The 22,171-nt window shown below is 64.2% G+C and carries 20 protein-coding genes; 11 read left to right on the forward strand and 9 right to left on the reverse strand.

What is annotated here, in order from left to right; genetic code table 11:
* Positions 1 to 22: 22 nt before the first annotated feature.
* The 6 genes from AC1DZ8_RS23035 (at position 23) to AC1DZ8_RS23060 (ending at position 5,811) form a co-directional block, all read left to right on the forward strand.
* Entirely contained in the window at positions 23 to 1,051 is a 1,029-nt protein-coding gene (locus tag AC1DZ8_RS23035) for a sulfate ABC transporter substrate-binding protein (RefSeq protein ID WP_477301051.1), read from the forward strand.
* A gap of 23 nt (positions 1,052 to 1,074) precedes the next feature.
* Positions 1,075 to 1,926 carry a sulfate ABC transporter permease subunit CysT gene (cysT, locus tag AC1DZ8_RS23040; protein WP_477301050.1) on the forward strand — a complete coding sequence of 284 codons (852 nt, stop codon included), beginning with the start codon at positions 1,075 to 1,077 and terminating at the stop codon, positions 1,924 to 1,926.
* Positions 1,919 to 2,803, forward strand: a complete 885-nt coding sequence (gene cysW, locus AC1DZ8_RS23045) for a sulfate ABC transporter permease subunit CysW (RefSeq protein WP_477301048.1) — start codon at positions 1,919 to 1,921, stop codon at positions 2,801 to 2,803. Before cysT ends, cysW begins: the two co-directional genes overlap by 8 nt.
* Positions 2,804 to 2,881: 78 nt before the next feature.
* Positions 2,882 to 3,922: a sulfate/molybdate ABC transporter ATP-binding protein gene (locus tag AC1DZ8_RS23050; protein ID WP_477301046.1), complete on the forward strand. Its 1,041-nt coding sequence runs from the start codon at positions 2,882 to 2,884 to the stop codon at positions 3,920 to 3,922.
* A gap of 191 nt (positions 3,923 to 4,113) precedes the next feature.
* Positions 4,114 to 5,100, forward strand: coding sequence for a sulfate ABC transporter substrate-binding protein (locus AC1DZ8_RS23055; RefSeq protein ID WP_477301044.1), 987 nt, complete (start codon positions 4,114 to 4,116; stop codon positions 5,098 to 5,100).
* Between the two features lie 261 nt (positions 5,101 to 5,361).
* Positions 5,362 to 5,811 carry an RrF2 family transcriptional regulator gene (locus AC1DZ8_RS23060; RefSeq protein ID WP_112394487.1) on the forward strand — a complete coding sequence of 150 codons (450 nt, stop codon included), beginning with the start codon at positions 5,362 to 5,364 and terminating at the stop codon, positions 5,809 to 5,811.
* Between the two features lie 9 nt (positions 5,812 to 5,820).
* Here the strand turns inward: AC1DZ8_RS23060 and AC1DZ8_RS23065 are convergent, their stop codons facing one another.
* Positions 5,821 to 7,347, reverse strand: a complete 1,527-nt coding sequence (locus tag AC1DZ8_RS23065; protein WP_477301042.1) for an acyl--CoA ligase — start codon at positions 7,345 to 7,347, stop codon at positions 5,821 to 5,823.
* Positions 7,348 to 7,474: 127 nt separating this feature from the next.
* Here AC1DZ8_RS23065 and AC1DZ8_RS23070 point away from each other — a divergent pair, with 127 nt between their 5' ends.
* A complete protein-coding gene (locus AC1DZ8_RS23070) occupies positions 7,475 to 8,608 on the forward strand; it encodes a hypothetical protein (RefSeq protein ID WP_477301040.1) in 1,134 nt (377 codons plus the stop codon).
* Here AC1DZ8_RS23070 and AC1DZ8_RS23075 read toward each other — a convergent pair.
* The 7 genes from AC1DZ8_RS23075 to AC1DZ8_RS23105 all read right to left on the reverse strand — a co-directional run bounded on the left by AC1DZ8_RS23075 (position 8,603) and on the right by AC1DZ8_RS23105 (position 16,535).
* Positions 8,603 to 9,157: a gluconokinase gene (locus tag AC1DZ8_RS23075; RefSeq protein WP_477301038.1), complete on the reverse strand. Its 555-nt coding sequence runs from the start codon at positions 9,155 to 9,157 to the stop codon at positions 8,603 to 8,605. The genes AC1DZ8_RS23070 and AC1DZ8_RS23075 overlap by 6 nt on opposite strands.
* 2 nt (positions 9,158 to 9,159) lie before the next feature.
* Complete coding sequence (locus tag AC1DZ8_RS23080; protein WP_477301036.1) at positions 9,160 to 10,146, reverse strand: ABC transporter permease; 987 nt, start codon at positions 10,144 to 10,146, stop codon at positions 9,160 to 9,162.
* On the reverse strand, positions 10,143 to 11,123 hold the full coding sequence (locus AC1DZ8_RS23085; protein ID WP_477301034.1) for an ABC transporter permease: 981 nt from the start codon (positions 11,121 to 11,123) through the stop codon (positions 10,143 to 10,145). The genes AC1DZ8_RS23080 and AC1DZ8_RS23085 overlap by 4 nt, the downstream gene beginning before the upstream one ends.
* Entirely contained in the window at positions 11,120 to 12,667 is a 1,548-nt protein-coding gene (locus tag AC1DZ8_RS23090; RefSeq protein WP_477301032.1) for a sugar ABC transporter ATP-binding protein, read from the reverse strand. Before AC1DZ8_RS23090 ends, AC1DZ8_RS23085 begins: the two co-directional genes overlap by 4 nt.
* An 80-nt stretch (positions 12,668 to 12,747) precedes the next feature.
* Positions 12,748 to 13,872, reverse strand: a complete 1,125-nt coding sequence (locus AC1DZ8_RS23095; RefSeq protein WP_477301030.1) for a sugar ABC transporter substrate-binding protein — start codon at positions 13,870 to 13,872, stop codon at positions 12,748 to 12,750.
* Between the two features lie 308 nt (positions 13,873 to 14,180).
* Positions 14,181 to 15,209 carry an HTH-type transcriptional regulator GntR gene (gene gntR / locus AC1DZ8_RS23100; RefSeq protein ID WP_477301028.1) on the reverse strand — a complete coding sequence of 343 codons (1,029 nt, stop codon included), beginning with the start codon at positions 15,207 to 15,209 and terminating at the stop codon, positions 14,181 to 14,183.
* Positions 15,210 to 15,362: 153 nt separating this feature from the next.
* Entirely contained in the window at positions 15,363 to 16,535 is a 1,173-nt protein-coding gene (locus AC1DZ8_RS23105) for an MFS transporter (protein WP_477301482.1), read from the reverse strand.
* Positions 16,536 to 16,799: 264 nt separating this feature from the next.
* Here AC1DZ8_RS23105 and iolE point away from each other — a divergent pair, with 264 nt between their 5' ends.
* The 3 genes from iolE to mocR all read left to right on the forward strand — a co-directional run bounded on the left by iolE (position 16,800) and on the right by mocR (position 19,600).
* A complete protein-coding gene (gene iolE, locus AC1DZ8_RS23110; RefSeq protein ID WP_477401685.1) occupies positions 16,800 to 17,711 on the forward strand; it encodes a myo-inosose-2 dehydratase in 912 nt (303 codons plus the stop codon).
* A gap of 213 nt (positions 17,712 to 17,924) precedes the next feature.
* Positions 17,925 to 18,131 (forward strand): LacI family DNA-binding transcriptional regulator, encoded by a 207-nt coding sequence (locus AC1DZ8_RS23115; protein ID WP_477301024.1) that lies wholly within the window; start codon positions 17,925 to 17,927, stop codon positions 18,129 to 18,131.
* Positions 18,132 to 18,133: 2 nt separating this feature from the next.
* Positions 18,134 to 19,600, forward strand: coding sequence for a rhizopine catabolism transcriptional regulator MocR (gene mocR, locus AC1DZ8_RS23120; protein WP_477301022.1), 1,467 nt, complete (start codon positions 18,134 to 18,136; stop codon positions 19,598 to 19,600).
* A 22-nt stretch (positions 19,601 to 19,622) separates the two neighbouring features.
* Here the strand turns inward: mocR and AC1DZ8_RS23125 are convergent, their stop codons facing one another.
* Positions 19,623 to 20,867 carry a DegT/DnrJ/EryC1/StrS family aminotransferase gene (locus AC1DZ8_RS23125; RefSeq protein ID WP_477301020.1) on the reverse strand — a complete coding sequence of 415 codons (1,245 nt, stop codon included), beginning with the start codon at positions 20,865 to 20,867 and terminating at the stop codon, positions 19,623 to 19,625.
* Between the two features lie 353 nt (positions 20,868 to 21,220).
* Between AC1DZ8_RS23125 and AC1DZ8_RS23130 the strand changes: the two genes are divergently transcribed.
* Positions 21,221 to 22,117, forward strand: a complete 897-nt coding sequence (locus tag AC1DZ8_RS23130; RefSeq protein WP_477401688.1) for a ChbG/HpnK family deacetylase — start codon at positions 21,221 to 21,223, stop codon at positions 22,115 to 22,117.
* Positions 22,118 to 22,171 lie beyond the last annotated feature (54 nt).

Below are 22,171 nucleotides of genomic sequence, written 5' to 3' on the forward strand. Positions count from 1 at the left end.
GCCGTCATCAACGGAGGCGGAAATGACCAAACCTCATTTCAGGAAACTGCTCGGCGCACTGGTCGCCACATCGATCCAGTTCGGCACGCTCGGTTTCGCGTTTGCCGATACCACCATTCTCAACGTGTCCTACGATCCGACACGCGAACTCTACAAGGCCTATGACGAGGCGTTCGCCGCGCACTGGAAGGCCGAGACCGGCGAGACGGTCACCATCCAGCAATCGCATGGCGGCTCCGGCGCCCAGGCCCGCGCCGTGATCGACGGCCTCGACGCCGATGTGGTCACGCTGGCGCTCGAAGGCGACATCAACGCCATCGTCACCAAGTCGAAGAAGATCAATCCGGACTGGCGCAAGAAGTTCGAGAACAATTCGGCGCCCTACACCTCGACCATCATCTTCCTGGTCCGCAAGGGCAACCCGAAGGGCATCCATGACTGGAGCGATCTGGTCAAGGAGGGTGTCCAGGTGATCACGCCGAACCCGAAGACGTCGGGCGGCGCGCGCTGGAACTACCTCGCCGCCTGGGCCTACGCCAATGCCAATGATGGCGGCGACGAAGCCAAGAACAAGGAATTCGTAGGCAAGCTCTACGCCAACGCTCCGGTGCTCGACACCGGCGCGCGCGGGTCGACCGTAACCTTCGCGCAAAAGGGCATCGGCGACGTGCTGATCGGCTGGGAAAACGACGCCTATCTGGCACTCAATGAATTCGGCGCCGACAATTTCGAGATCGTCTACCCGCCGACCTCGATCCTGGCCGAACCGCCGGTGGCGATCGTCGACGCCAATGTCGATGCCAAGGGCACGCGCAAAGTGGCCGAAGCCTATCTAGGCTGGCTCTACTCCAAGGAAGCCCAGACGATCATCGCCAAGAACCACTATCGTCCGGCCAAGCCCGAACTGGTGGATCCGGCGGATATTCCGAAAACCCCTGAAATCAAGCTGATCTCCATCGACGATCCGCTTTTCGGCGGCTGGAAGAAGGCACAGCCTTATCATTTCGGCGACGGTGGTATATTCGACCAGATCTACAAGCCGGCCCAGTGAGCTAAAATCTAGATCAGGACGACATGACCATAGCACCCGCCAAGGCGGGGTGGCGGTTCAGACAGCCGAGTGTCATTCCGGGTTTCGGACTGACGCTCGGCTTCTCGCTTGCCTACCTCACGCTTATCATCCTCATCCCCTTGTCGGGGCTGGTCTGGCGATCGGCAGCCCTCGGCTGGACCGATTTCTGGGCGATCGCCACCGATCGTCGTACCCTCAACGCGCTTGAGATCAGCTTCGGCGCCGCCTTCATCGCGGCTGTCGTCAATGTCGTCTTCGGCACGCTCGTCGCCTGGGTGCTGGTGCGCTACCGCTTTCCCGGCCGCCGCATCGTCGACGCCATGGTCGACCTGCCCTTCGCGCTGCCGACCGCTGTCGCCGGCATCGCGCTGACCACGCTCTATGCGCCCAATGGCTGGATCGGCCATCTCCTGGCGCCGCTTGGCATCAAGGTCGCCTATACGCCGCTCGGCATCGTGGTGGCATTGGTCTTCATCGGCCTGCCCTTTGTCGTGCGCACGGTGCAGCCGATCATGGAGGAGATCGACAAGGAAGTGGAGGAGGCCGCCGCCACGCTCGGCGCCAACCGCTTCCAGATCATCACCCGCATCCTGTTTCCAGGCCTGGCGCCGGCCATTGTCACCGGCTTCTCGCTCGCCTTCGCGCGCGGCGTCGGCGAATACGGCTCGGTCATCTTCATCGCCGGCAACCTGCCCTACAAGTCGGAGATCGCGCCGCTTCTGATCGTCATCCGGCTGGAGGAGTACAATTATCCGGCGGCGACCGCGATCGCGGCGATCATGCTTCTGCTGTCGTTCGTGATGCTCCTGATCGTCAATCTCGCGCAGTCATGGAGCCGCAAGCGCTATGGCTGATCCCGAGATCAAATCCTACGAGCCGCATCACGAGAGTCAGTCGGCGGCGGTGACCGAAAGCCTGCCGGTGCGGCTGCTGCTGATGGCGGGGGCCTTCGCCTTCCTCGTCATCTTCGTGCTCCTGCCGCTGATCATCGTCTTTCACGAGGCGCTGGCCAAAGGCGTCGGTTCCTACACGGAATCGCTCTCCAACCCCGATACGCGTTCGGCGATCCGGCTGACGCTGCTGGTGGCGGCGATCGCCGTGCCGCTCAACGTCGTCTTCGGCATTTCGGCTGCCTGGGCGATCGCCAAATTCGAGTTCAAGGGCAAGGCGTTTCTGACCACCCTGATCGACCTGCCCTTCTCCGTCTCTCCGGTCATTTCGGGCCTGGTCTATGTGCTTTTGTTCGGCGCGCAGGGCCTGCTGGGCGGCTGGCTGAAGGAGCACGGCATCCAGATCCTGTTCGCCGTGCCGGGCATCGTGCTCGCCACCGTCTTCGTCACCTTCCCCTTCGTTGCCCGCGAACTGATCCCGCTGATGCAGGAACAGGGCAATGGCGATGAAGAGGCGGCGCTCTCGCTCGGCGCCAATGGCTGGCAGACCTTCTGGTATGTGACGCTGCCCAACGTCAAATGGGGATTGCTCTACGGCGTGCTTCTGTGCAACGCCCGCTCGATGGGTGAATTCGGCGCGGTCTCGGTCGTGTCCGGCCACATACGCGGACTGACGAACACCATGCCGCTGCATGTCGAAATCCTCTACAACGAGTACAACGCCGTTGGCGCTTTTGCCGTCGCTTCGCTGCTTGCCGGCCTGGCTTTGGTGACGCTGGTCTTGAAAACACTTCTCGAGATGCGCTACGGCGCCGAGATCGCCGCGACGCGCGGGCATTGACTAAATGCATGTCGCCCAAAAGTGGGAACCGGTTTTGGGATAACGACCTGCATCAAATTAAATTATTGAGGGATTTGCATGGAAGTTCGCGTTGCCAACGTGCGCAAGGAGTTTGACCGGTTTCCGGCCCTCCATGACGTATCGCTTGACATCAAGTCGGGGGAGCTGATCGCGCTGCTCGGGCCATCCGGCTCCGGCAAGACGACGCTGCTGCGGCTGATTGCCGGCCTGGAACGCCCCACGCGCGGAAAGATCTTCTTTGGCGACGAGGATGCCTCGCAGCGGTCGATCCAGGAGCGCAATGTCGGCTTCGTCTTCCAGCACTATGCGCTGTTCCGGCACATGACGGTCGCCGACAATATCGGCTTTGGCCTGAAGGTCCGGCACGGACCATCGCGGCCGCCGGCGGCCGAAATCCGCCGCCGCGCCTCGGAACTGCTCGATCTCGTTCAGCTTTCCGGACTGGAGAAGCGCTACCCCGCGCAGCTTTCCGGCGGCCAGCGCCAGCGTGTGGCCCTCGCCCGCGCCATGGCCATCGAGCCCAAGGTGCTGTTGCTTGACGAGCCGTTCGGCGCGCTCGACGCGCAGGTGCGCCGCGAACTGCGCCGCTGGCTGCGCGAGATCCATGACCGTACCGGCCACACCACCGTCTTCGTCACCCACGACCAGGAAGAGGCGCTCGAGCTTGCCGACCGCGTCGTGGTGATGAGCCAGGGCCGCATCGAGCAGGTCGGCTCGGCCGACGAGATTTACGACACGCCGAACTCACCCTTCGTCTACTCCTTCATCGGTGAATCGAGCACGCTGCCGGTCAAGGTCGAGGACGGCCAGGTCTGGATCGCCGACCGGCCGATCGGGCTGTCGGCGCCGCATGCGCCGAGCGGCGAGGCCGTGCTCTACTTCCGCCCGCACGATGTCGAACTGCTCGACGGCTGCAGCGGCTGCATCGCCGGCACCGTCGCCGCCAGCCGCCGCGTCGCCGGCACCAGGCGCGTCGAATTGGAAATCGGCGGCGAGCGCCAGCGGGTCGAGATCGAACTGCCCGTCGACCATCCAGCGGCGCAGAAGAGCCGGGTGGCGTTCAGGCCGCGGCGCTGGAAACTTTTCCCGGCGGCATAGACATCATCCGCCGACTGGCCGAAGCGAATGCGTTTGGAAGGAAATCCTACCAACCAGCTGTTTTAGCAACGCTTTTTCTCATCACCGTTCAATGGACCCGGACTGCGTGTCTGGCGGCATTGGACATCGTCCTATTATGTTGGCGCACTATATTGAAGCATTCGAACCGGCATTCCCAAGGAGCCCTTTTCATGAAGCGATTTTTGCTCAGCGTCGCCACCGCCGCCGGCCTGGTGCTCGCCTCCTCGCAAGCCTGGTCGGCCGACAAATTGCTCAACGCCTCCTATGATGTCGGCCGCGAGCTGTTCGTCCAGGTGAACAAGGCTTTCATCGCCGGTCATCCCGGCGTCACCGTCGACCAGTCGCATGCCGGCACCTCGGCCCAGGCGCGCGCGATTGCCGAAGGCCTTGGCGCCGATGTCGTCACCTTCAACCAGGTCACCGACATCGACTTCCTGGTCAAGAAAGGCCTCGTCTCCGCCGACTGGCAGAAGGATTTTCCCGACAACGCCTCGCCCTTCTATTCGCTGCCGTCCTTCCTGGTGCGTGCCGGCAATCCCAAGCACATCAAGGACTGGAACGACCTCGTGCGCGACGACGTGCAGGTGATCTTCCCCAATCCGAAGACGTCGGGCAATGCGCGCTACACCTATCTGGCGGCGACCGCCTACGCCAAGGAAGCCTTCAAGGGCGATGACGCCAAGGTGAAGGAGTTCGTCACCAAGCTGTTCAACAACGTGCCGATCTTCGACACCGGCGGCCGCGCCGCCACCACCACCTTCGTGCAGCGCGAGATCGGCGACGTGCTGATCACCTTCGAGTCGGAAACGCGCGGCATTCGCAAGGAATACGGCAACGACAAGTTCGAGCAGGTCACGCCCACGGTCAGCCTGCTCGCCGAGTTCCCGGTAGCAATCGTCGACAAGGTTGCCGACGAGCATGGCACGCGCGATCTGGCCAAGTCCTATCTCGACTTCCTCTACACGCCGGAGGGCCAGACCATCGCCGCCGAAAATGGCCTGAGGGCCCGCGATGCCGCTGTGGCCGCGAAATACAAGGCCGACTTCCCCGATGTCCGCCTGCTGACGGTGGAAGACGTCTTCGGCGGCTGGGCCAAGGTGCAGAAGGAACACTTCGCCGCCGGCGGCCTTCTCGACCAGACCTATGGCAGCCGCTGACATCGGCAGCAGCTGGCCTGAAAACGGAACAAGAAAGCCGGCTCCTTGCCGGCTTTTTTGTTTTCGCGCCGACGAACCGCTTTCGGCAGAATCCGGCGGCATATGTGAAAAACGTTACAAAGAATCAACGCCTTTGTGCCTAACCTCTCAACCAGGCGGCTTGTTCTACGCGAAACCGGGTTGTTCAGGCGAAACGTCATGATTTGCACACAAACAACCGCCAGATGCGGGTGGTTGGGGTTTTCATGAACTGAATCGGGCATGCTTACCAAAAAAGGCAAATACGGCCTCAAGGCCCTCGTGCATCTTTCCGGCCTGCCGGTCGGCCAGCTTGCATTCGTCAACGACATTGCGGTCGCCAACAACATCCCGAAGAAATTCCTGGATGCCATTCTGGGCGAGTTGCGCAATGCCGGCTTCGTCCTGAGCCGCAAGGGTAAGGAAGGCGGCTATCGCCTCGCCCGGCCTGCTTCCGAGATCAAGATCGGCCATGTCGTGCGCGTCCTGGACGGCCCGCTGGCGCCGATCCCGTGTGCCAGCCGCACCCAATACCAGCGCTGTGAGGACTGCGACGAGGCGACCTGTCAGGTCCGGCACATGATGCTGGAAGTGCGCCAGGCCATCGCCGAGGTGCTGGACAACAGAAGCCTCGCCGCCATGCGCGATGCCGATAATGACGATTTTCCGGTCGAACTGACGTCGCAGATCTAATTCCGGCGGTCAGACCAAGCCGAGCCTGCCGGCCAGGCCGACGCGCTGGATCTTGCCGGTCGGACCCTTGGGGATCTCCTGCAGGAACAGGATGTGGCGCGGCACCTTGAACTCGACGATGCGGCTGCGCGCGAAATCGCGGATCTGTTCGGCGTCCGCAGTGGCGCCCTCGGCCAGCACGATCGCAGCCCCCACCTCTTCGCCCAGCATGGCGTGCGGCACGGCGAAGGTCACCGCTTGCGCCACCAGCGGATGATCGAGCAGCACATTGTCGACCTCGAGCGGCGAGATTTTTTCGCCACCGCGATTGATGATCTCTTTCAGCCGCCCGGTGATCTTGAGGTCGCCATCGCCGTCGATCAGTCCCTGGTCGCCGGTGCGGAACCAGCCATCGGTGAAGGCAGCTTCATTGGCCACCGGATTGTTCAGATAGCCGTCATGGATGTTGGCGCCGCGCACCGCGATCTCGCCCTTCTCGCCCGCCGGCAGGATTGTCCCCTTGTCGTCCAGTATCGTCACCTCGGGGCCGGCGGGCAGGCCGACCGAGCCCGGCTTGCGGCGTGCCGGCGGCAGCCCGTTGGACGTCATCTGATGCGCCGCCTCGGTCATGCCATAGGCCTCGACCACCGGGCAGCCGAAGACGCGCTCGAGATCGCGGAACACGGCATCGGGAAGTGCGGCCGAAGACGAGCGGATGAAGCGCAGCCGCGTAGCCACGATCGTCTCGCCATTGCGCGTGGCGCGCGCCAGGATCGCCTGATGCATGGTCGGCACCGCGCTGTACCAGCTCGGCCGGAAGTCGCCCAGCCAGCCGTAGAATTTCAGCGCGTTGAAGCCCGGCGTGCAGACAACAGTGCCGCCGACCGCAAGCTGTGCGCTGAGCGCGGCCATCAGCCCGTGAATGTGGAACAGCGGCATCACGTTGAGACAGATATCGTTTCCCGACAGCACAAGCGTGCGGGCGATGTTGGCCATCGATGCCTTGAGATTGCGCTGCCGCAAGCCGACGATCTTCGGCCGCGCCGTGGTTCCCGATGTGTGCAGCACCAGCACGAAATCGTCGGGTCCGTTGAGCTGCGCGTCACCAGGAGCCGCCAGTTCGGCCTCGCCTGACAGGACAAATTCGCCGGCTTTGGCACCCTCGGTCACGACGACATCGAGTACCGGGATACCGAGCGACCTTGCCGCGTTGCGCGCGGCATCGCCCATGCCTTGTCCGCACAGCAGGAGCTTCACGTCGAGATCGCCGAGATAGAAGCGGAATTCGTCTTCGCCGTAAGCCGGATTGAGGGGCGCCGCCGTCGCCAGCGCCGAGACCGCCAGGAAACAGCTGGCCATTTCCGGGCCGTTGGGCAGGACGATGCCGACGGCCGTGCCGCGGCGAACGCCACGCCTGGCGAGATCGCCGCAGAGTTGGTCGACAAGGTCAGCGAGGCCGGCAAAGCTGAGCGGAGCCCGGTCTGGCGCCATCAGCGCCGCCGCAGCCGGCTGCCAGGGCGCCAGTTGCGGAAGTGCTACCGATAGGGCCTGTTTCAAGTTCGAACCCTGAATGGCGTTCACCATGGCCTGCCGGCGCCGATTGCGCGCCCGTGGCAGACGCAGTAAAGCGATTTTCGGAAGCGCGCAAGAACAGGTGGACACCGATCGGATGAGGCTGCCGTGGTTGGGAAAATCCCGGAAAGCCGATCGGACACCATCGTCCGCCGTCATTTACCACACGGAAATCATCGCCGACATCTTGGTGCCCGAGCGCGCCGAGCATGTCCGCTTCTTCAGCCGCAAGCTGGTTCGCCCCGGAAAGTTGCGTACCTTCAACAACAGGGATTTTCGCGAGCTGCTGCTGGCCGCCTTCTATCTCGGCGTCGCGGCAGTGCTGCCGGTCAGTTGGTGGGCCGCGATCTGCAGCCGCGTATCGGGGCTGCGCCTCAAGCGCCATATCCGCAAGGATTTCGTGCGCTACGCCGCCGCGACCCGCGCAGTGCTCGGCAACGGCATCGATGCGCGAAAGCAGTTCAGGGCCCTCCTCTACGCCAACCACCGCCGGCGTTTGCTGCTTGCCGCACATCTCGTTCACCGCCGCTGGTCACCCGATATCCGGCTGGAGGGCCTGGAGGGCCTGCAAACAGCGTTGAAGCGCGGCCATGGCGCCATCATCTGGTGCGATCAGTTCACGGCCCAGACCATCATGGGCAAACGCGCGCTCTATGAAGCCGGCATCGAGGCGCACCAGCTCAGTGTCAGCGCTCACGGCATATCCGACTCGACCTTCGGCTTGCGCTTCCTGAACCCGCCAATCGTCCGGGTCGAGAATCGTTTTCTGAAAAGCCGGATCGTGTTCGATCGCGGCGACGCCTACCAGGTCACCGGCCGGATCCAGAGGATCCTCGGCAACAACGGCGTCGTGCTGGTGACCAACACCGTGCATGCCGGTTCGACATTCACTGAAGTCGGCATTGGGGAGAGCGGCTGGACCCACCTCGCCTCGGCGCCGACGAATTTCGCTGCCAGAGGCAAGGCGGCGCTGTTTTCCATGTCGACCTTCGAGACCGATCCGTTCCGCCAGTACCGCGCCATCCTGAGTCCCGAACTGGTGCCGGCCCCGGCGGCAACCGGCGAGCCCACGACCAGAGCCGGCGGCGCCAAGAACATGACGTTGCAGGCCGAGTACATTCTGCTCAAGCGCGACCGCGTGCTGGAGGCGTTGCAACTCTATCCCGAGCAAATGATGGTCTGGTCCGGCGCCGACCGGTTCACCGAACGGCCGGAGAACGCCTTGCCCGATGACGGTGGTTCATGATTTGGCGTTGGCCAGCAGGCTGGCAACGGCGGTGACGATGTCGGCGACCGGAAGCTTGGCGTCGACCGTCAGCGCCTGCTCGTCGGCGCCAGGCGGCTCGAGGATGGCGAACTGGCTTTCGACCAGGCTAGCCGGCATGAAATGCCCCTTGCGGGCGGCGACGCGCCGCTTGGCGGTGACGGGATCAATCTCCAGATAGACGAACACGATATCCCGGCGAAAGCCGCGCAGGCGATCGCGGTAGCTGCGCTTCAGCGCCGAGCAGGCGGCGACCACGCTTTGGCCGCTGCCGGCCAGGTCCGCGATCCGCTCGCCAATGGCATCGAGCCAGCCTTCGCGCAGCTGATCGGTGAGCGGCTCGCCGCTCGCCATGCGCGCGACGTTTTCGGGCGGGTGCAGCCTGTCGCCTTCGACAAAGACGGCCCCTTCGGCTGCTGCCAGCGCCTTGCCGACGGCCGACTTGCCGCAGCCGGCGACGCCCATCACCACGATGGCCCGAGGCACCGAGCCGGGAGCGCCCGTTGGCGCCTGTGCCGTCTTTTCGTCCACGGTCAGCGGCTTGCCGGCGCGCGGCCGTAGAGCAGGAGCATGGCGACGATGACGACACCATAGATGATCTGCCGGCCCGCCTCGGGCATCTGCATGACCGACAGGATGGACTGCAGCAGCGTGATCAGGATGACGCCGGCGACGGTGCCGAGATAGGAGCCGCGGCCGCCGAGGATCGAGGTGCCGCCAAGCACCACGGCGGCGATCGACGGCAGGAGATATGCGTCACCCATCGACTGCGCCGCCTTGGAAGCATAGCCGGCCAGAAGCACCCCGCCAAAGGCCGAGAGGCCGCCCGATATGGCGAAGGCGATCATCACCACGCGCCTTGTGTCGATGCCGGAGAGATAGGCGGCACGCTCGCGGTTGCCGATGCCGTAGACGCTGCGGCCGAAGCTGGTGCGGGTCAGCACGAATACCATCGCAGCACCGATCAACGCCCAGATGATGACGGCGTTGGGAACGCCCGGAATGGTAAAACCTGTCGCAAGATAACGCATGGCGCCGGTGGCCGAATCCTGTGGCGAGAAGCCACCGGTATAGACGACCATGAGCCCTTGCGCGACGGCGTTGGTAGCGAGCGTAATGATCATCGAGGGGATGCGCAGATAGGCGACGCCGATGCCGTTGACGATGCCGATCAGCACCCCGCAAAGGATGCCGAACGGAATGGCCAGCGCCACACCGATCGGGCCATAGGCCGCGGCCGCGGCCGCCATCATGGCGCCGACCGCCACCGACCACGGCACCGACAGATCGATCTGGCCGAGCAGGATGACCAGCATCATGCCGGTGGCGATGACACCAAGGAACGACGCCACCTTGAGCTGCTGCAACAGATATTCGGGCGACAGGAAACTGCGCGAATAAAGACTGCCGAGAAACAGCAGGAGCACGATGCAGGCAAAGGCGGTGAGCACCGCTGGATCGGCGCGGCGAATGAATTTGGGCATACGGTTGGCGATGCCGCTCATCGTCGTCTCGCTCACAGGAACCACTCCAGCCGGTTGCGGACCCGAAACAGTGCGAAGGCGCCGAGGCTGACCGCGATCAGCAGGATAACGCCCTGGAACAGCGGCTGCCACAGCGGATCGAAATCGAAAACGAACAAAAGGTCGCCGATGGTGCGGAAGGCGAGCGCGCCGAAGATCGCGCCGATGGCGCTGCCTTTGCCGCCGAACAGCGAAACGCCACCCAGCACGACGGCGGCGATCGAGAACAGCGTGTAGGCGTTGCCGCTGGCATAGGCCGCATCGCCCGTATAGGTGAAGAAGGTCAGGAACAGCCCGCCGATCGCCGCCAGCAGCCCGGCCAGCGCGTAAGCCGCGAACTTGCCGCGCCGGATCGGCACGCCTGACATGTAGGCCGCCGTCTCCGACGAGCCCGCGGCGTAGGCGGCACGGCCAAGCACCGAACGGCTGAACGGCACCCAGACGATCAGCACCACGGCGAGCAGCGTGACCAGGCTTGCCGGCACCACGCCGAACAGGCGTCCGGTGAGCGCATCGGCCAGATCCTCGTTGACCGAGCCGCCCGGGAACGGCCTGAGCAGCAGTGCGATGCCGAAATAGACGGCACCCGTGGCGATGGTGGCAACGATCGGCTGCAGTCGGCCGTAGATGACGATGGCGCCGTTGATCGCCCCGCACAAGAGCCCGGTGCCGAGCACGGCGATGACGCCGAAGGCGGTCTCGAGGCCGGTGCCGATGACCAGCCAGGAGGCGAGGCAATTGGTCAGCGTGAAGATCATGCCGACGGAAAGGTCGATGCCGGCGGTGATCACCACCAGCGTCTGCGCCATGGCGACGAAGGCGAGCAGCACGCCCTTGTTGGAGGCCGTCTGCACGACATTGGCGGTAAATCCCGCCGGATGGTTCGCGGTGTAGATCGCGAACATGAGGATGAAGATGGCGAACGCCAGCAGCGTTCCGCGTTGTTCGGCAAGCCAGTAGCGCCAATCCTTCACGCGTCCGCTCCGTGCCTTGGGGTGGCGTCGCCGCCATGGATGTTGAGCGCGCTGGAGATCAGCGCCCGTTCGGTGAGCTCGGCGCCGACCAGCTCTCGCTTGACCGCGCCGTCATAGAGCACCAGCACCCGGTCGCAGCAGCCGATCAGCTCGTCATAGTCGGTCGAGTAGAACAGGATGGCGGCACCCGCGTCCGCAAGCTTGCGCATCAGTTGATACAGCTCCTGCTTTGTGCCGACATCGATGCCGCGCGTCGGGTCGTTGAGCAGGATGATGCGCGGCTGGCGCATCAGCCATTTGGCGATGACCACCTTCTGCTGGTTGCCGCCCGACAGTGCACCGACCGGAATGTCGAGGCCCGCCGTCTTGATCGCCAGCAGCCCCACCATGTCGTCGATCAGCCGCTGTTCGGCGGCGCGGTCGATGATGCCGCCTTTGGACAGCCGGTCGAGTGCCGCGAAGGAGAGGTTTTCGCGCACAGTCATCGGCAGCATCAACCCTTCCGTCTTGCGATCCTCGGGGATCAGCGCCATGCCGATCCGGTCGTCGCGCGCCGCCGCCGGGCTGGCGATCGCCACCGGCTTGCCATCGATCAGGATCTCTCCGGAGAGACCGCGCAGCACGCCGAAGAAGGCAAGCAGCAACTCGCGCTGCCCCTGGCCGTCGAGGCCGCCAAGGCCCACCACCTCGCCGGCCGCGACGGTCAGCGAGACATTGTCCAGCCGGTCTGTCCACGACAGGTTGCGCGCTTCGAGCACCGGGGCAGCGGCAGCCGGCAGACGCACCGGCTTGGGCGGGAAAATATGGCTGTATTCTCGCCCGATCATAAGCTCGACGACCTCATTGTCGCTCTTGGAACCGGCGGCATAGCTGGCGACATTGCGGCCGTTGCGAAACACCGTGCACTGGTCGGCAAGTTCCGCGATCTCGTTCATCCGGTGCGAGATATAGAGCAGGGCCAGCCCCTCCCCACGCAGCCGCTTCAGCACCGCGAAGATCTTGGCGACATCGGCGGCAGCCAGCGCTGACGTCGCCTCGTCGAGGATCAGGATGCGCGGCTTCCTGGCCAATGCCTTGGCGATCTCGACCATCTGCCGTCTTGAAAGGGGAAGATCCTTGACCAGCGCCAGCGGATGGATGTCGGCCGCACCCGCGCGTGCCAGCGCCTCTTCGGCGATGCGGCGCTGCGCCTTGCGGTCGATCATGCCGAACCGGGTCGGCGGATCGGAAATGACGATGTTGTCGGCGACGCTGAGTTCGGGGACCAGCGACAGTTCCTGGAAGATGCAGACGATGCCGGCTTGGTTGGCCGCGGCCGGCGAGGCAAAGCTGACCTCACGCCCGTCCAGCGTCATCGTGCCCTCGTCGGCCGCCACCACGCCGGCCATGACCTTGATCAGCGTCGATTTGCCGGCGCCGTTTTCGCCGAGAATAGCGTGGATGCTGCCTGATGTGACCGAAAGTTCGGCCTTCTCCAGCGCACGCACGCCGCCATAGCGCTTGGAAATGCCTTCCATGCGAAAGAGTGGAGCCGCACCGTCCATCAGCCCTCCGGGGCAGTTTTAGGATTGAGATGGCAAGTGGTTCGGCGCCGCGGAGCATCCCGCGGCGCCGAATGTGCAGCCTATTGGTCCGCCTTGGTCTGGCCCATGATTTCCTGCGCGGTGAAATTGATGCCGCAGGTCGGGAAGGAATTGCCGACGAAGAAATTGTCGGACTGGTCAGGGAAGTAGTCCTGGCCTTCCTTGAAGTTCGGATCCTCGACGATGGCGAGCGGCAGCTTGACCGATTGCGGTACGACCTGACCCTCGAGTGCGGCGATCGCCGTCTTGATGGCGACCGCGACCTGGGCAGGGCCGGTGCCGGCCGAGGAGCATTTCAGGCCGTCCGCCGCGTGCGCCGCGCAGAATTTGCGGAAGCCGTTCTCGGTTTCGCCGCCGAACGGCACGAACGCATGCTTGGCGTCGATCATGGCCTGAACGATGCCGGTGTCGCCGCCTTGGCCGGTGATGCCGACGAACGGACCATTGGTGGCGATCGCGTCAGCCGTGACCTTCTGCGCTGTCGGATCATCCCACTTGCCCGCGACTTCGGTGACCTCCCATTTCTTGCCCGAGGCGTCGAAGGCCTCATGGATACCGTTGTGGCGGTCGGTATCGACCGACGTGCCGGCAACGCCGCGCACTTCAAGTATCTTGCCGCCATCCGGAATATGGTCGATCAGCCATTTGCCCCACAGCGTGCCAAGACCCTTCTGGTCCACGTTGACGTTGATGGCGTCCTTGGTGTCGAGGATGTTGTCGAAGGCGACCAGCACGACGCCGGCTTCCTTGGCGCGCTTGATGACCGGCCCGAAGGCGGTCGGATTCTGCGCGTTGACGACGATGGCGTCAAAACCGGAATCGATGAAGTTGTTGATCGCCGAGATTTGCGCCGGCACATCCTCGCCGGTCGATACGACCTTGAATTCCTTCAACTTTGCCGCGACGTCCTTCTGCGCAGCGTAGGCCTTGGCCGTCTGGATCATCTGGATGCGCCAAGTATTGGCAATATAGCCATTGGCGAGCGCGATGCGGTATGGGCCATCTTTCTTGGGGAACTTGAAGAACTGCGTATCGGCCGCCCACGGCGCGAAGCAGTCGGGCTCGGCCGCTGGTCCCTTGACGACTTCAGGGTCGGCCATCGCCGACGAACTCAACATGACGAATGCAGTGGCGGCAACGATGCCGCCAACGAATGACTTGATCATCGATATTCCTCCCGTTTGCAGTGCTGCTTGATGCTGTTTGTCGTGGCGATTTTCCACGCCTGGCGAAGCCCCTCCAGCCTTGCCGGCGGCACGTCTCAAGGGCCCGAAGCCGGCCCGATCCCCTCCCCCTCGCCGCTTCATGAGCGAGACACTCAACCTAGCATATTATACATAATAAACAAGCATGAGCTGTTGCTTATGTATAATAAACAGGCTCGGCTTTCCGCCAAAACGCCTGCTCAACGAAAATGGTAGCGCTACCATGACGTTGTGTAAAGCACCATTTGCTGAGGCCTCGAATGCTGGTTTCAGCGTGCCGTGCTCTCGCGGGGTTTGAGCTCGAAACCGAGATCGACGACCCGCTGCTCGGGCCTTCGCCCAGCGATCGCCGCCAGCGCCATGGCAACAGACCGGCGGCCGATTTCATAGCGAGGGGTGCGGATGCTGGTCAGCGGCGGGAACGCCGCCTGCATCATCTCGAGATCGTTGAAGCCGACAATGCCGATTGTCTTCGGCACATCGAGTGCAGCGCTATGGCATTCGAACAGAACGCCGAGCGCGATATCGTCATTGTTGCAGAAGACGCCGTCGAGCGCCGGCATCTTGGCCAGCGCATCGCGAAGCAGCTCGCGGCCGAGCGTCACGCTGGACAACAGCGGCGTGGTGGTGATCAGCCGCGGGTCGAACAGGCCGGCCTTCTCCATTGCCGCGCGATAGCCGGCAAGGCGCCGCTGCGAGCGCGGATCCATGCGCGCGCCGATGAAGCCGATCCGCCGGTAGCCCGCCTCGATCAAGTGCTCGGTTGCTGTCCTGCCGCCGTCGAAATGCGAGAAGCCGACCAGCATGTCGACTGGATCGGGCCCGGTCTCCATCACCTGGACCACCGGGCAGCCGGCGCTCTCCAGCAGTTTTCGCGACGTCGGCGTCTGGTCGATGCCGGCCACAATCAGCGCCGCCGGGCGCTGCGGTGCGAACACCTGCAGCAGGCGCTCCTCCTCGAGGCCGGAATAATGGGTGTTGCCGAGCTGGACACGGAACGGGCCGTCCGACAGGCTGTCGTAGATGCCGCGCACCACTTCGGCGAAGACGTTGTTGGTCAGCGAAGGCACCAGCACGCCGAACACATCGGCGCGCGCCGAGGCCAGCGCCCGCGCATTGGGGTCCGGGACATAACCGAGTTCGTCGACGGCAGCCTGGATCTGGCGGCGCAAATCCTGGCTGACGCGGTCGGGCTCGCGCAGCGCCCGCGACACAGTGATGGCGCCGACACCGGCCTTGCGCGCGACATCGGCGATGGTCGGGCGGCCGCCGCCACGGCGCGAGCGCGGCTTGGTCACGGCCCTGCCCCTTGCGTCGCGCGCGATTGCGGCTTCGTCGCCTCTGTCGCCATGTTTGTCCAGCTTCCCCCACTGCGCCATGCCAGCTTGGCGTCGCGCAGCAACTGGCGATTGTCAAGCCGACGGCGGGCTGCGGCTTCGCCGGCTGAAGCCTCAGGCCGTAACCATGGCCGGGCGCCCCGCCCTCCACATAAGCAGCAGGATCGCCGCCACGTTGACCAGGTTCCACGCGATCCCATTGAGGAACGCGGCCGCGTAGGAACCGGTAAGGTCGTAGATCCAGCCCGACATCCAGCCACCGATCGCCATGCCGAAGATGGTCGCCATCATGACGATGCCAATGCGCTGGCCGGCCTCCTTGGCCGGCAGGTATTCGCGCACGATGATGGCATAGCAAGGCACGATGCCGCCTTGCGACAGGCCGAACACCAGCGACACGACATAGAGCGAGGCGAGTCCGTCGAACGGGATGTAGAACAGCAGTGACAGGCATTGCAGCACGGAGCCGATAAGCAGCGTCTTCACACCGCCGATGCGGTCGGCGATAAAGCCGGAGGCAAGTCGGCTGACAACGCCCGCCGCCATCATGATCGACAGCATGTCGGCGCCATGCGCGATGCCGTAGCCAAGATCCATGCAATAGGCGACGATGTGCACCTGCGGCATCGACATTGCCACGCAGCAGCCGAGACCGGCGATGACCAAAAGCACCTGCAGTGCCGCCGGCGAAATTGAAATCGGCTGCACAGGCCGGCTTCCAGGCGAGCCGGCCGCTGCCGCGTCCGGAGCGCGGCGCCGCAGCAACAGCACCAGCGGTATCATCGTGACCAGACAGAAGATGCCGATGGCGGCATAGGTGAAGCGCCAGCCTTCCGCCTTGATCAGCGTCGGCATGATGGTTGGCCACAGCGCTCCGGCGAGGTAGTTGCCCGCGGCCGCCGCCGTGACGGCAACGCCGCGCCGACGATTGAACCAGTGCGAGATATCGGCGATCAGCGGCCCGAAGATCACCGATGAGCCAAGCCCGATCAGCACCCCCTGGGCAAGGGTGAATTGCAGGATCGACGTCGACACCGCCGCAAGCAGTAGTCCGGCGGCGAGTGCGACCGACGAGATCAGCGCCGGGATCCAATAGCCCATGCGATCGATGGCGCGGCCGACCAGCACGTTGCCGGCGGCAAAGCCGACCATGGTTGCGGTGTAGGGCATCGATGCCGCCGCGCGGTCAACGCCGAACTCGGCCTGCACGGCCGGCAGCACCACGACGACCGCCCACATGCCGACGGCGCCGATCGTCGCCAGCAGCATCGAGATGGCAAGCCGCATCCAGGCATAGGAGCTGTCGATGCCAGGGTTGCTCGCCGGATTGGCGACGATGGGGGTCAAGGTGTTTCCTGTGCGCGGTTCCGGGAAGTCGACCAGCGCCACTATCGGCGCATTCGCGGCGACGGGCAGCGCCACAGCGCCCCGATCCGTGGCTCCAGCGATTGGTTCTGCCAAACTCGCATCAACTGGACCTAGTGACAGGTCCTCTTTCCCTCCAGTTTGCCAGCTTCGGCATTGTGTTCCCCAAGCCTGCAAAGTGGCGGCATGACGGTCAAGATCGGCATCAATCCCATCACCTGGAGCAATGACGATGTTCCCGAACTCGGCGGCGACACGCCGCTCGAGACCTGCCTGTTGGAAACCAGGCAGGCCGGCTATAGCGGCACCGAGCTCGGCGGAAAATTCCCCAGGCGGAGCGACGAGCTTGGAGCGATCCTCTCGTCCTATGGGCTGGAGCTCGTTTCCGGCTGGTATGACGGCCGTATTCTCGACCGCACGGTCGACGAGGAATTCTCCGCCATCACCCCGCATCTGACCCTGCTGCGCGACCTCGGCGCCGAGGTCGTGGTCTATGCCGACACGTCGCGCGGCCGTCATGACGGCATCTTTGCGCCGATCTCGCAGCGGCCGCGCCTCGCCGATGGCGAATGGGCCGCCTATGGCAAGAAGCTGACCGAGCTTGCCGACCGCATGGCCGCCTTCGGCGTCGGCATGGCTTTTCATCACCATATGGGCACCATCGTCGAGACCGACGACGAGGTCGACAGGCTGATGGCGGTCACCGGAAAATCCGTCGGCCTGCTGTTCGACACTGGCCATTGCCTGTTTTCGGGCGGCGACCCGGCTTCCCTCCTGAACCGGAATCTCGACCGCATCGTGCATTTTCATTGCAAGGACGTCCGCGCGGCCGTGCTGGATAAGGCACGGCGCCAGGACATGAGTTTCATGGCGGCGGTGATGGAGGGCATCTTTACCGTGCCCGGCGACGGCTCCGTCGATTTCCTGTCGCTGCTGCAGCCACTCGCCAGACGCGGCTACGAAGGCTGGATCGTCGTCGAGGCCGAACAGGATCCGGCCAAGGCGCATCCCTTCACCTACGCCACGAAGGGTTACACTTCGCTTCTCAAGACGGCCTGTGCGGCCGGCTTCGATGTAGCGACACGAGACTTGGCCTGACCACCGCCGGGGGGCTGGTGGTTGGCCGGTTGGGCGCGCGCCTCGGTAGGGGTAGCGACGCGAAAGCGCCCGGCGATCCGCGCCGCCGTCCTCCCCTGGCGGCGCGGATCGCATAATTCTCGGCACCGGCTTGGGAAGGTAGGACTTTCGACCCAGGAGTTTCCAGCTTGAGGCTGGCGGCAAGCCGTGCCTTGATGCAAATGGAGGAGCGACATGGCATTCGAAGCGTCACTCGGCATGGAACGGCTTTGCACCATCCGTGAGATTGCGCAAAAGGCGGAGCTCGGCGCCGCCACCGTGCATCGCGCGCTGAAGAACAGCCGCGAGGTTCGTGCCGAAACCAGGCGGCTGGTGCTCGAGACCGTCTGCCTCCTCAACGAGGAAAAGATCGCCCGCGCAGCCAGGTTCGTCGGAGACTAGGTTTGGCCGACCACATGCGCCTTTCCCTCGACATCATGTCGGTCGACCGCGCCTCGGACGAGCCGATGCACCGGCAGATCTACGGCGCCTTGCGGCGTTTCATCCTCGACGGCCAGATTCAGCAGAATACGCTTTTGCCGTCGACGCGCTCTCTGGCCGAGGATTTGAAAGTCGGCCGCAATACGGTGATCGCCGCCTACGACCAGCTGCTCGCGGAAGGCTTTATCGAGGCGCGCGCCGGGTCCGGCACATGGGTAGCGCCGATCCAGCAGAAGCGCCCGCCGGCCTCGCTGCGCGCCGGTCTCGCCGCTCCGCAAAAACTCTCGCGGCGCGGCCAGACCATCGTCAATGGGCCGCAGCCGCCGCGCAATGCCGGCGTCATCAACTTCCATCCCGGCGTCCCCGAGACCGCCTCGTTTCCCTTCACCATTTGGTCGAGCCTTCTGGTGCGCAATGCGCGCAGCCGCGACGAGAATCTGCTCGGCTATATCTCCTTTGCCGGCCATCCCGGCTTGCGCCAGGCGATCGCCTCGACCATCAGCCTGTCGCGCGGCATCAACTGCACCGCCGACCAGGTCATCATCGTCACCGGCGCGCAGGCGGCGCTCGATCTCGCCTCGCGCGTGCTGATGGACGAGGGCGACCATGTCTGGATGGAGGAACCCGGCTATCTCGGCGCCAAGAGCGCCTTCCTCGCCAGCGGTGCCCAGCTTGCGCCGCTAAAGGTCGACCGGCAGGGCTGGCACCTGTCTGATCCCGATCTGCCGCCGCCGCGGTTGATCTACGTGACGCCGTCCTGCCAGTGGCCGTTCGGCACCATCATGCGCATCGAGGAACGGCTGCAGCTGCTCGACATCGCCGAGCGCCACGGCGCCTGGATCGTCGAGGACGATTATGACGGCGAGTACCGCTACCGCGGCCGGCCGGTACCGGCTTTGCGCGGCCTCGATCACGCCGACCGCGTCGTCTATATCGGCTCCTTCGGCAAGACGCTGATCCCGGCGCTGCGCATCGGCTATCTCATCGTGCCGCGCGAATTGTCGGTGCCCTTCGACCGCGCCGTCTCCATCACCGGCCAGTTCGCGCCGCTGATCCTGCAGGCGACGGTCAACGACTTCATCACGCAGGGCTATTTCGCCACGCATCTGAAGCGCATGCGCCGGCTCTACGCCCGCCGGCAGGCCAATTTCGTCAAACTGTGCCAGGATCATCTGGCCGAATGGCTGGCGGTAACCGAGAACGATTCCGGCATGCAATTGCTGGCCAGTTTCACCAGGCCCTACAAGGACAGCGACGTCGTCGCCGCCGCCGTCAAGGAGGGCCTCGACGTGCAGGGCATCTCGATCAACTACCACTCCGGCGAGCCGGAACACGGCCTGCTGCTCGGCTACGCCGCCATGGACGAACGCCAGATCCTGCGCGCGGTGCTGGCCCTGCGGGCTGCGTTCATGCGGCTGGATCGGCAATAGACCGGTCCGGCACGACGCCTTCTCAGTTGACGCTATCGAACTTCTGCAGGTCCACCGGGGCGGCCTTACGCACGTCGACATCATCCAGCGAGGCGTTTTCCAGTGCCACCCGCGCCGCCGCGTCGATGTTGTGGATCATGTCGTCGATGTCGGCATCGCCATGCGCCGGGTTCATCGCCACCATCACCGTGCGGTTGAGGATATCCAGCGACCCCTTGCCGAGGTCGTCGGCATAGGTGAGCCGCAGCCCCTTGTTCTCCGGCAGCGTGTAGGGATTGACCGCGGGATGATGTGCGCCCTCATGCATCAGCACCTGGTCCCACTGGGTGAAATTATGGCGACCGGTCTTGCCGGCAATGACGCTCGGAATGGTCTTGGAGAAGGTTTGCGCCGATTGTTCGCTGGGCAAGAGATACATCACCTGCGCCGCGCAGTCGTCGTCGGGGCTGTTCATCGGCGACGGCGTCAAGCCGAGATTGCTGAGATGCCGCGTGCCGGCCAGCACCTTCTTCTTCTCGGCCCGCATCGCCTCGATGATGCCGTCGAGACGGTCGAGCTGGACGTTGAGCATGGCCCCCATCAGTTCCGAGGCGCGCGCGCCGATGCCGGCGAACGGCTTGATGCTGTCGCTGCGGCCCTGCCAGTAGAAATGGCAGGGATCGATGGCGCAGCGCGCGCGCTCGGCCACCTTGGGATCGCTGGTGGCGATGCCGCCGCCCTCGCCCGAGGTCATGTTCTTGAAGTAGTTAAAGGAGTAGGCGCCGGCATGACCGATGGAACCGAGCTTCTTGCCCTCATAGCCGCCGCCAATGCCCTGGCAGACATCCTCCAGAACCAATAGGCCGCGTTTTTTGGCGATATCCATGATCGCGTTCATGTTGCAGGCGGCACCCCACATATGCACCGGGATGACCGCCTTGGTGCGCGGGCCGATGGCATCGCGCAAGGCTGCCGGATCGATGGTCAGGCTCTCGTCGATATCGACAATGACCGGAATGGCGCCGACCGACAGCACCGCGGTAGCGGTCGCCATGTAGGTATGCGCCGGAACGAGCACCTCGTCGCCCGGCCCGATGCCGAGCCCGATCAGGCCGGCGGCGAGCCCATAGGTGCCGCTGGCTGCCAGCGCGAAATGCTCGACGCCGAGATGCCTGGCATAGCGGGCCTCGAAGCGGTCGCATTCGCTGTTGTCGCCATAGCGAAACAGCGCGCCGGAGCGGATGACCCTGGCAATGGCTTCGATCTCTTCTTCGCCGGCAGTGTACATGACAGCTCTCCACATCGCTTGATGGTGTGAAAGCTCTACGCTTGCCGGTGCTGTTTGAAAGAACCACTCCGCCGCGATCGGACCAAGCCATCAGGTTGCGCGAGCACCCTGTTTGACCTCGAATATGGGCACAGCTAATGAATTCGGCATTCCAGAAGGCAGGCCAGCGGAAAAATCGTACCCATCCGAATTCGCTGAAGTGGCCCTGTCGGAAGACCGGCTTTGGGCGTTCCATCGCGTCCAGTTGGGCAAACGGTCGGTTCCATGCAGAACGGGACACACTTTGGAGGACCCTCGCTACCGGCGTGCCGGCAAGACGGTGGCCGTTCATGAATGTCCAAAGGCGACAGCTTGTGCTGCATGAAGACGATGTCGGCATGTGCCACGGCGCCAACAGCGCCTTCCTCGAACTGACCGGGCTGGGCGCCTGCAGCTCCGGCGCGGTGATGGTGCCGTGCCCGTGGTTCCCCGAAATGGCCGAGGCGGCAGCCGCGGACCCTGCGCTTGATCTCGGCGTTCACCTGACGCTCAACAGCGAAAAGCAGCACTACAAATGGCGGCCGTTGACGTCACCGTCACGCGCGGCCGGCCTGACCGACGAGTTCGGCTATTTCTGGCCCGATGTCGCGACCACCCGCCGCAAGGCAGCACCGCAAGCGGTCGAGACCGAACTGCGCGCCCAGATCGACACCGCCTACCGCGCCGGCATCGACGTCACCCATCTCGACGCGCATATGGGCGCGGCCCTGTCGCCGGAATTCTGCGACGTCTACATCCGGCTCGGCCTGGAATACCGGCTGCCGGTGCTGCTGACCAAAACGCTGTCGGCCTATTCGCCCAACGATAATCTGGTCGGCGTCACCGAGGAGGGTTTCCAGCGCGGCGTCACTGAAGCCCGCGCCAAGGGCTTTGTCATCTTCGACGCCGCCATCCAGACGACCTGGGGCCGTCCGCGTTCGAAGCCGATCGAGCCGGCATACAAGGCGCTGGTCGAAGGCGTGCGCGATGGCCTGACCTTCTTCTGCCTGCATTTCAACGCGCCGGGCGAACTCGAACTGATCGAACCGCGCTCCGCCTATATCCGCACCGAGGAATATGAGCTGTTTCGCGACCAGGGTTTTCGCGACTGGCTCGGCGCGCAGGACGTCGACATCATCGGCATGAAGCCATTGCGCGAGGATCTGCGTGCAAGGCTCGGAGGATCGATACCGGCAAAGGCCCGCAAAGCGGCCACCCGGTCAGCGCTGTAAGCCGATCCGTCGGCCTGCGGCGCAAAGAGGGAATTGGAACTGCAACGACAATGG

This window comes from Mesorhizobium sp. P2_F7 (genome assembly GCF_056403695.1).

Coding starts and splice junctions, on each gene's coding strand:
- AC1DZ8_RS23050 (WP_477301046.1), top strand. CDS start 2,882: ATGGAAGTTCGCGTTGCCAACGTGCGCAAGGAGTTTGACCGGTTTCCG.
- AC1DZ8_RS23055 (WP_477301044.1), top strand. CDS start 4,114: ATGAAGCGATTTTTGCTCAGCGTCGCCACCGCCGCCGGCCTGGTGCTC.
- iolE (WP_477401685.1), top strand. CDS start 16,800: ATGACGGTCAAGATCGGCATCAATCCCATCACCTGGAGCAATGACGAT.
- AC1DZ8_RS23095 (WP_477301030.1), bottom strand. CDS start 13,872: ATGATCAAGTCATTCGTTGGCGGCATCGTTGCCGCCACTGCATTCGTC.
- AC1DZ8_RS23125 (WP_477301020.1), bottom strand. CDS start 20,867: ATGTACACTGCCGGCGAAGAAGAGATCGAAGCCATTGCCAGGGTCATC.
- AC1DZ8_RS23090 (WP_477301032.1), bottom strand. CDS start 12,667: ATGGACGGTGCGGCTCCACTCTTTCGCATGGAAGGCATTTCCAAGCGC.
- AC1DZ8_RS23060 (WP_112394487.1), top strand. CDS start 5,362: ATGCTTACCAAAAAAGGCAAATACGGCCTCAAGGCCCTCGTGCATCTT.
- AC1DZ8_RS23115 (WP_477301024.1), top strand. CDS start 17,925: ATGGCATTCGAAGCGTCACTCGGCATGGAACGGCTTTGCACCATCCGT.
- AC1DZ8_RS23035 (WP_477301051.1), top strand. CDS start 23: ATGACCAAACCTCATTTCAGGAAACTGCTCGGCGCACTGGTCGCCACA.
- cysW (WP_477301048.1), top strand. CDS start 1,919: ATGGCTGATCCCGAGATCAAATCCTACGAGCCGCATCACGAGAGTCAG.
- AC1DZ8_RS23105 (WP_477301482.1), bottom strand. CDS start 16,535: ATGCGGCTTGCCATCTCGATGCTGCTGGCGACGATCGGCGCCGTCGGC.
- cysT (WP_477301050.1), top strand. CDS start 1,075: ATGACCATAGCACCCGCCAAGGCGGGGTGGCGGTTCAGACAGCCGAGT.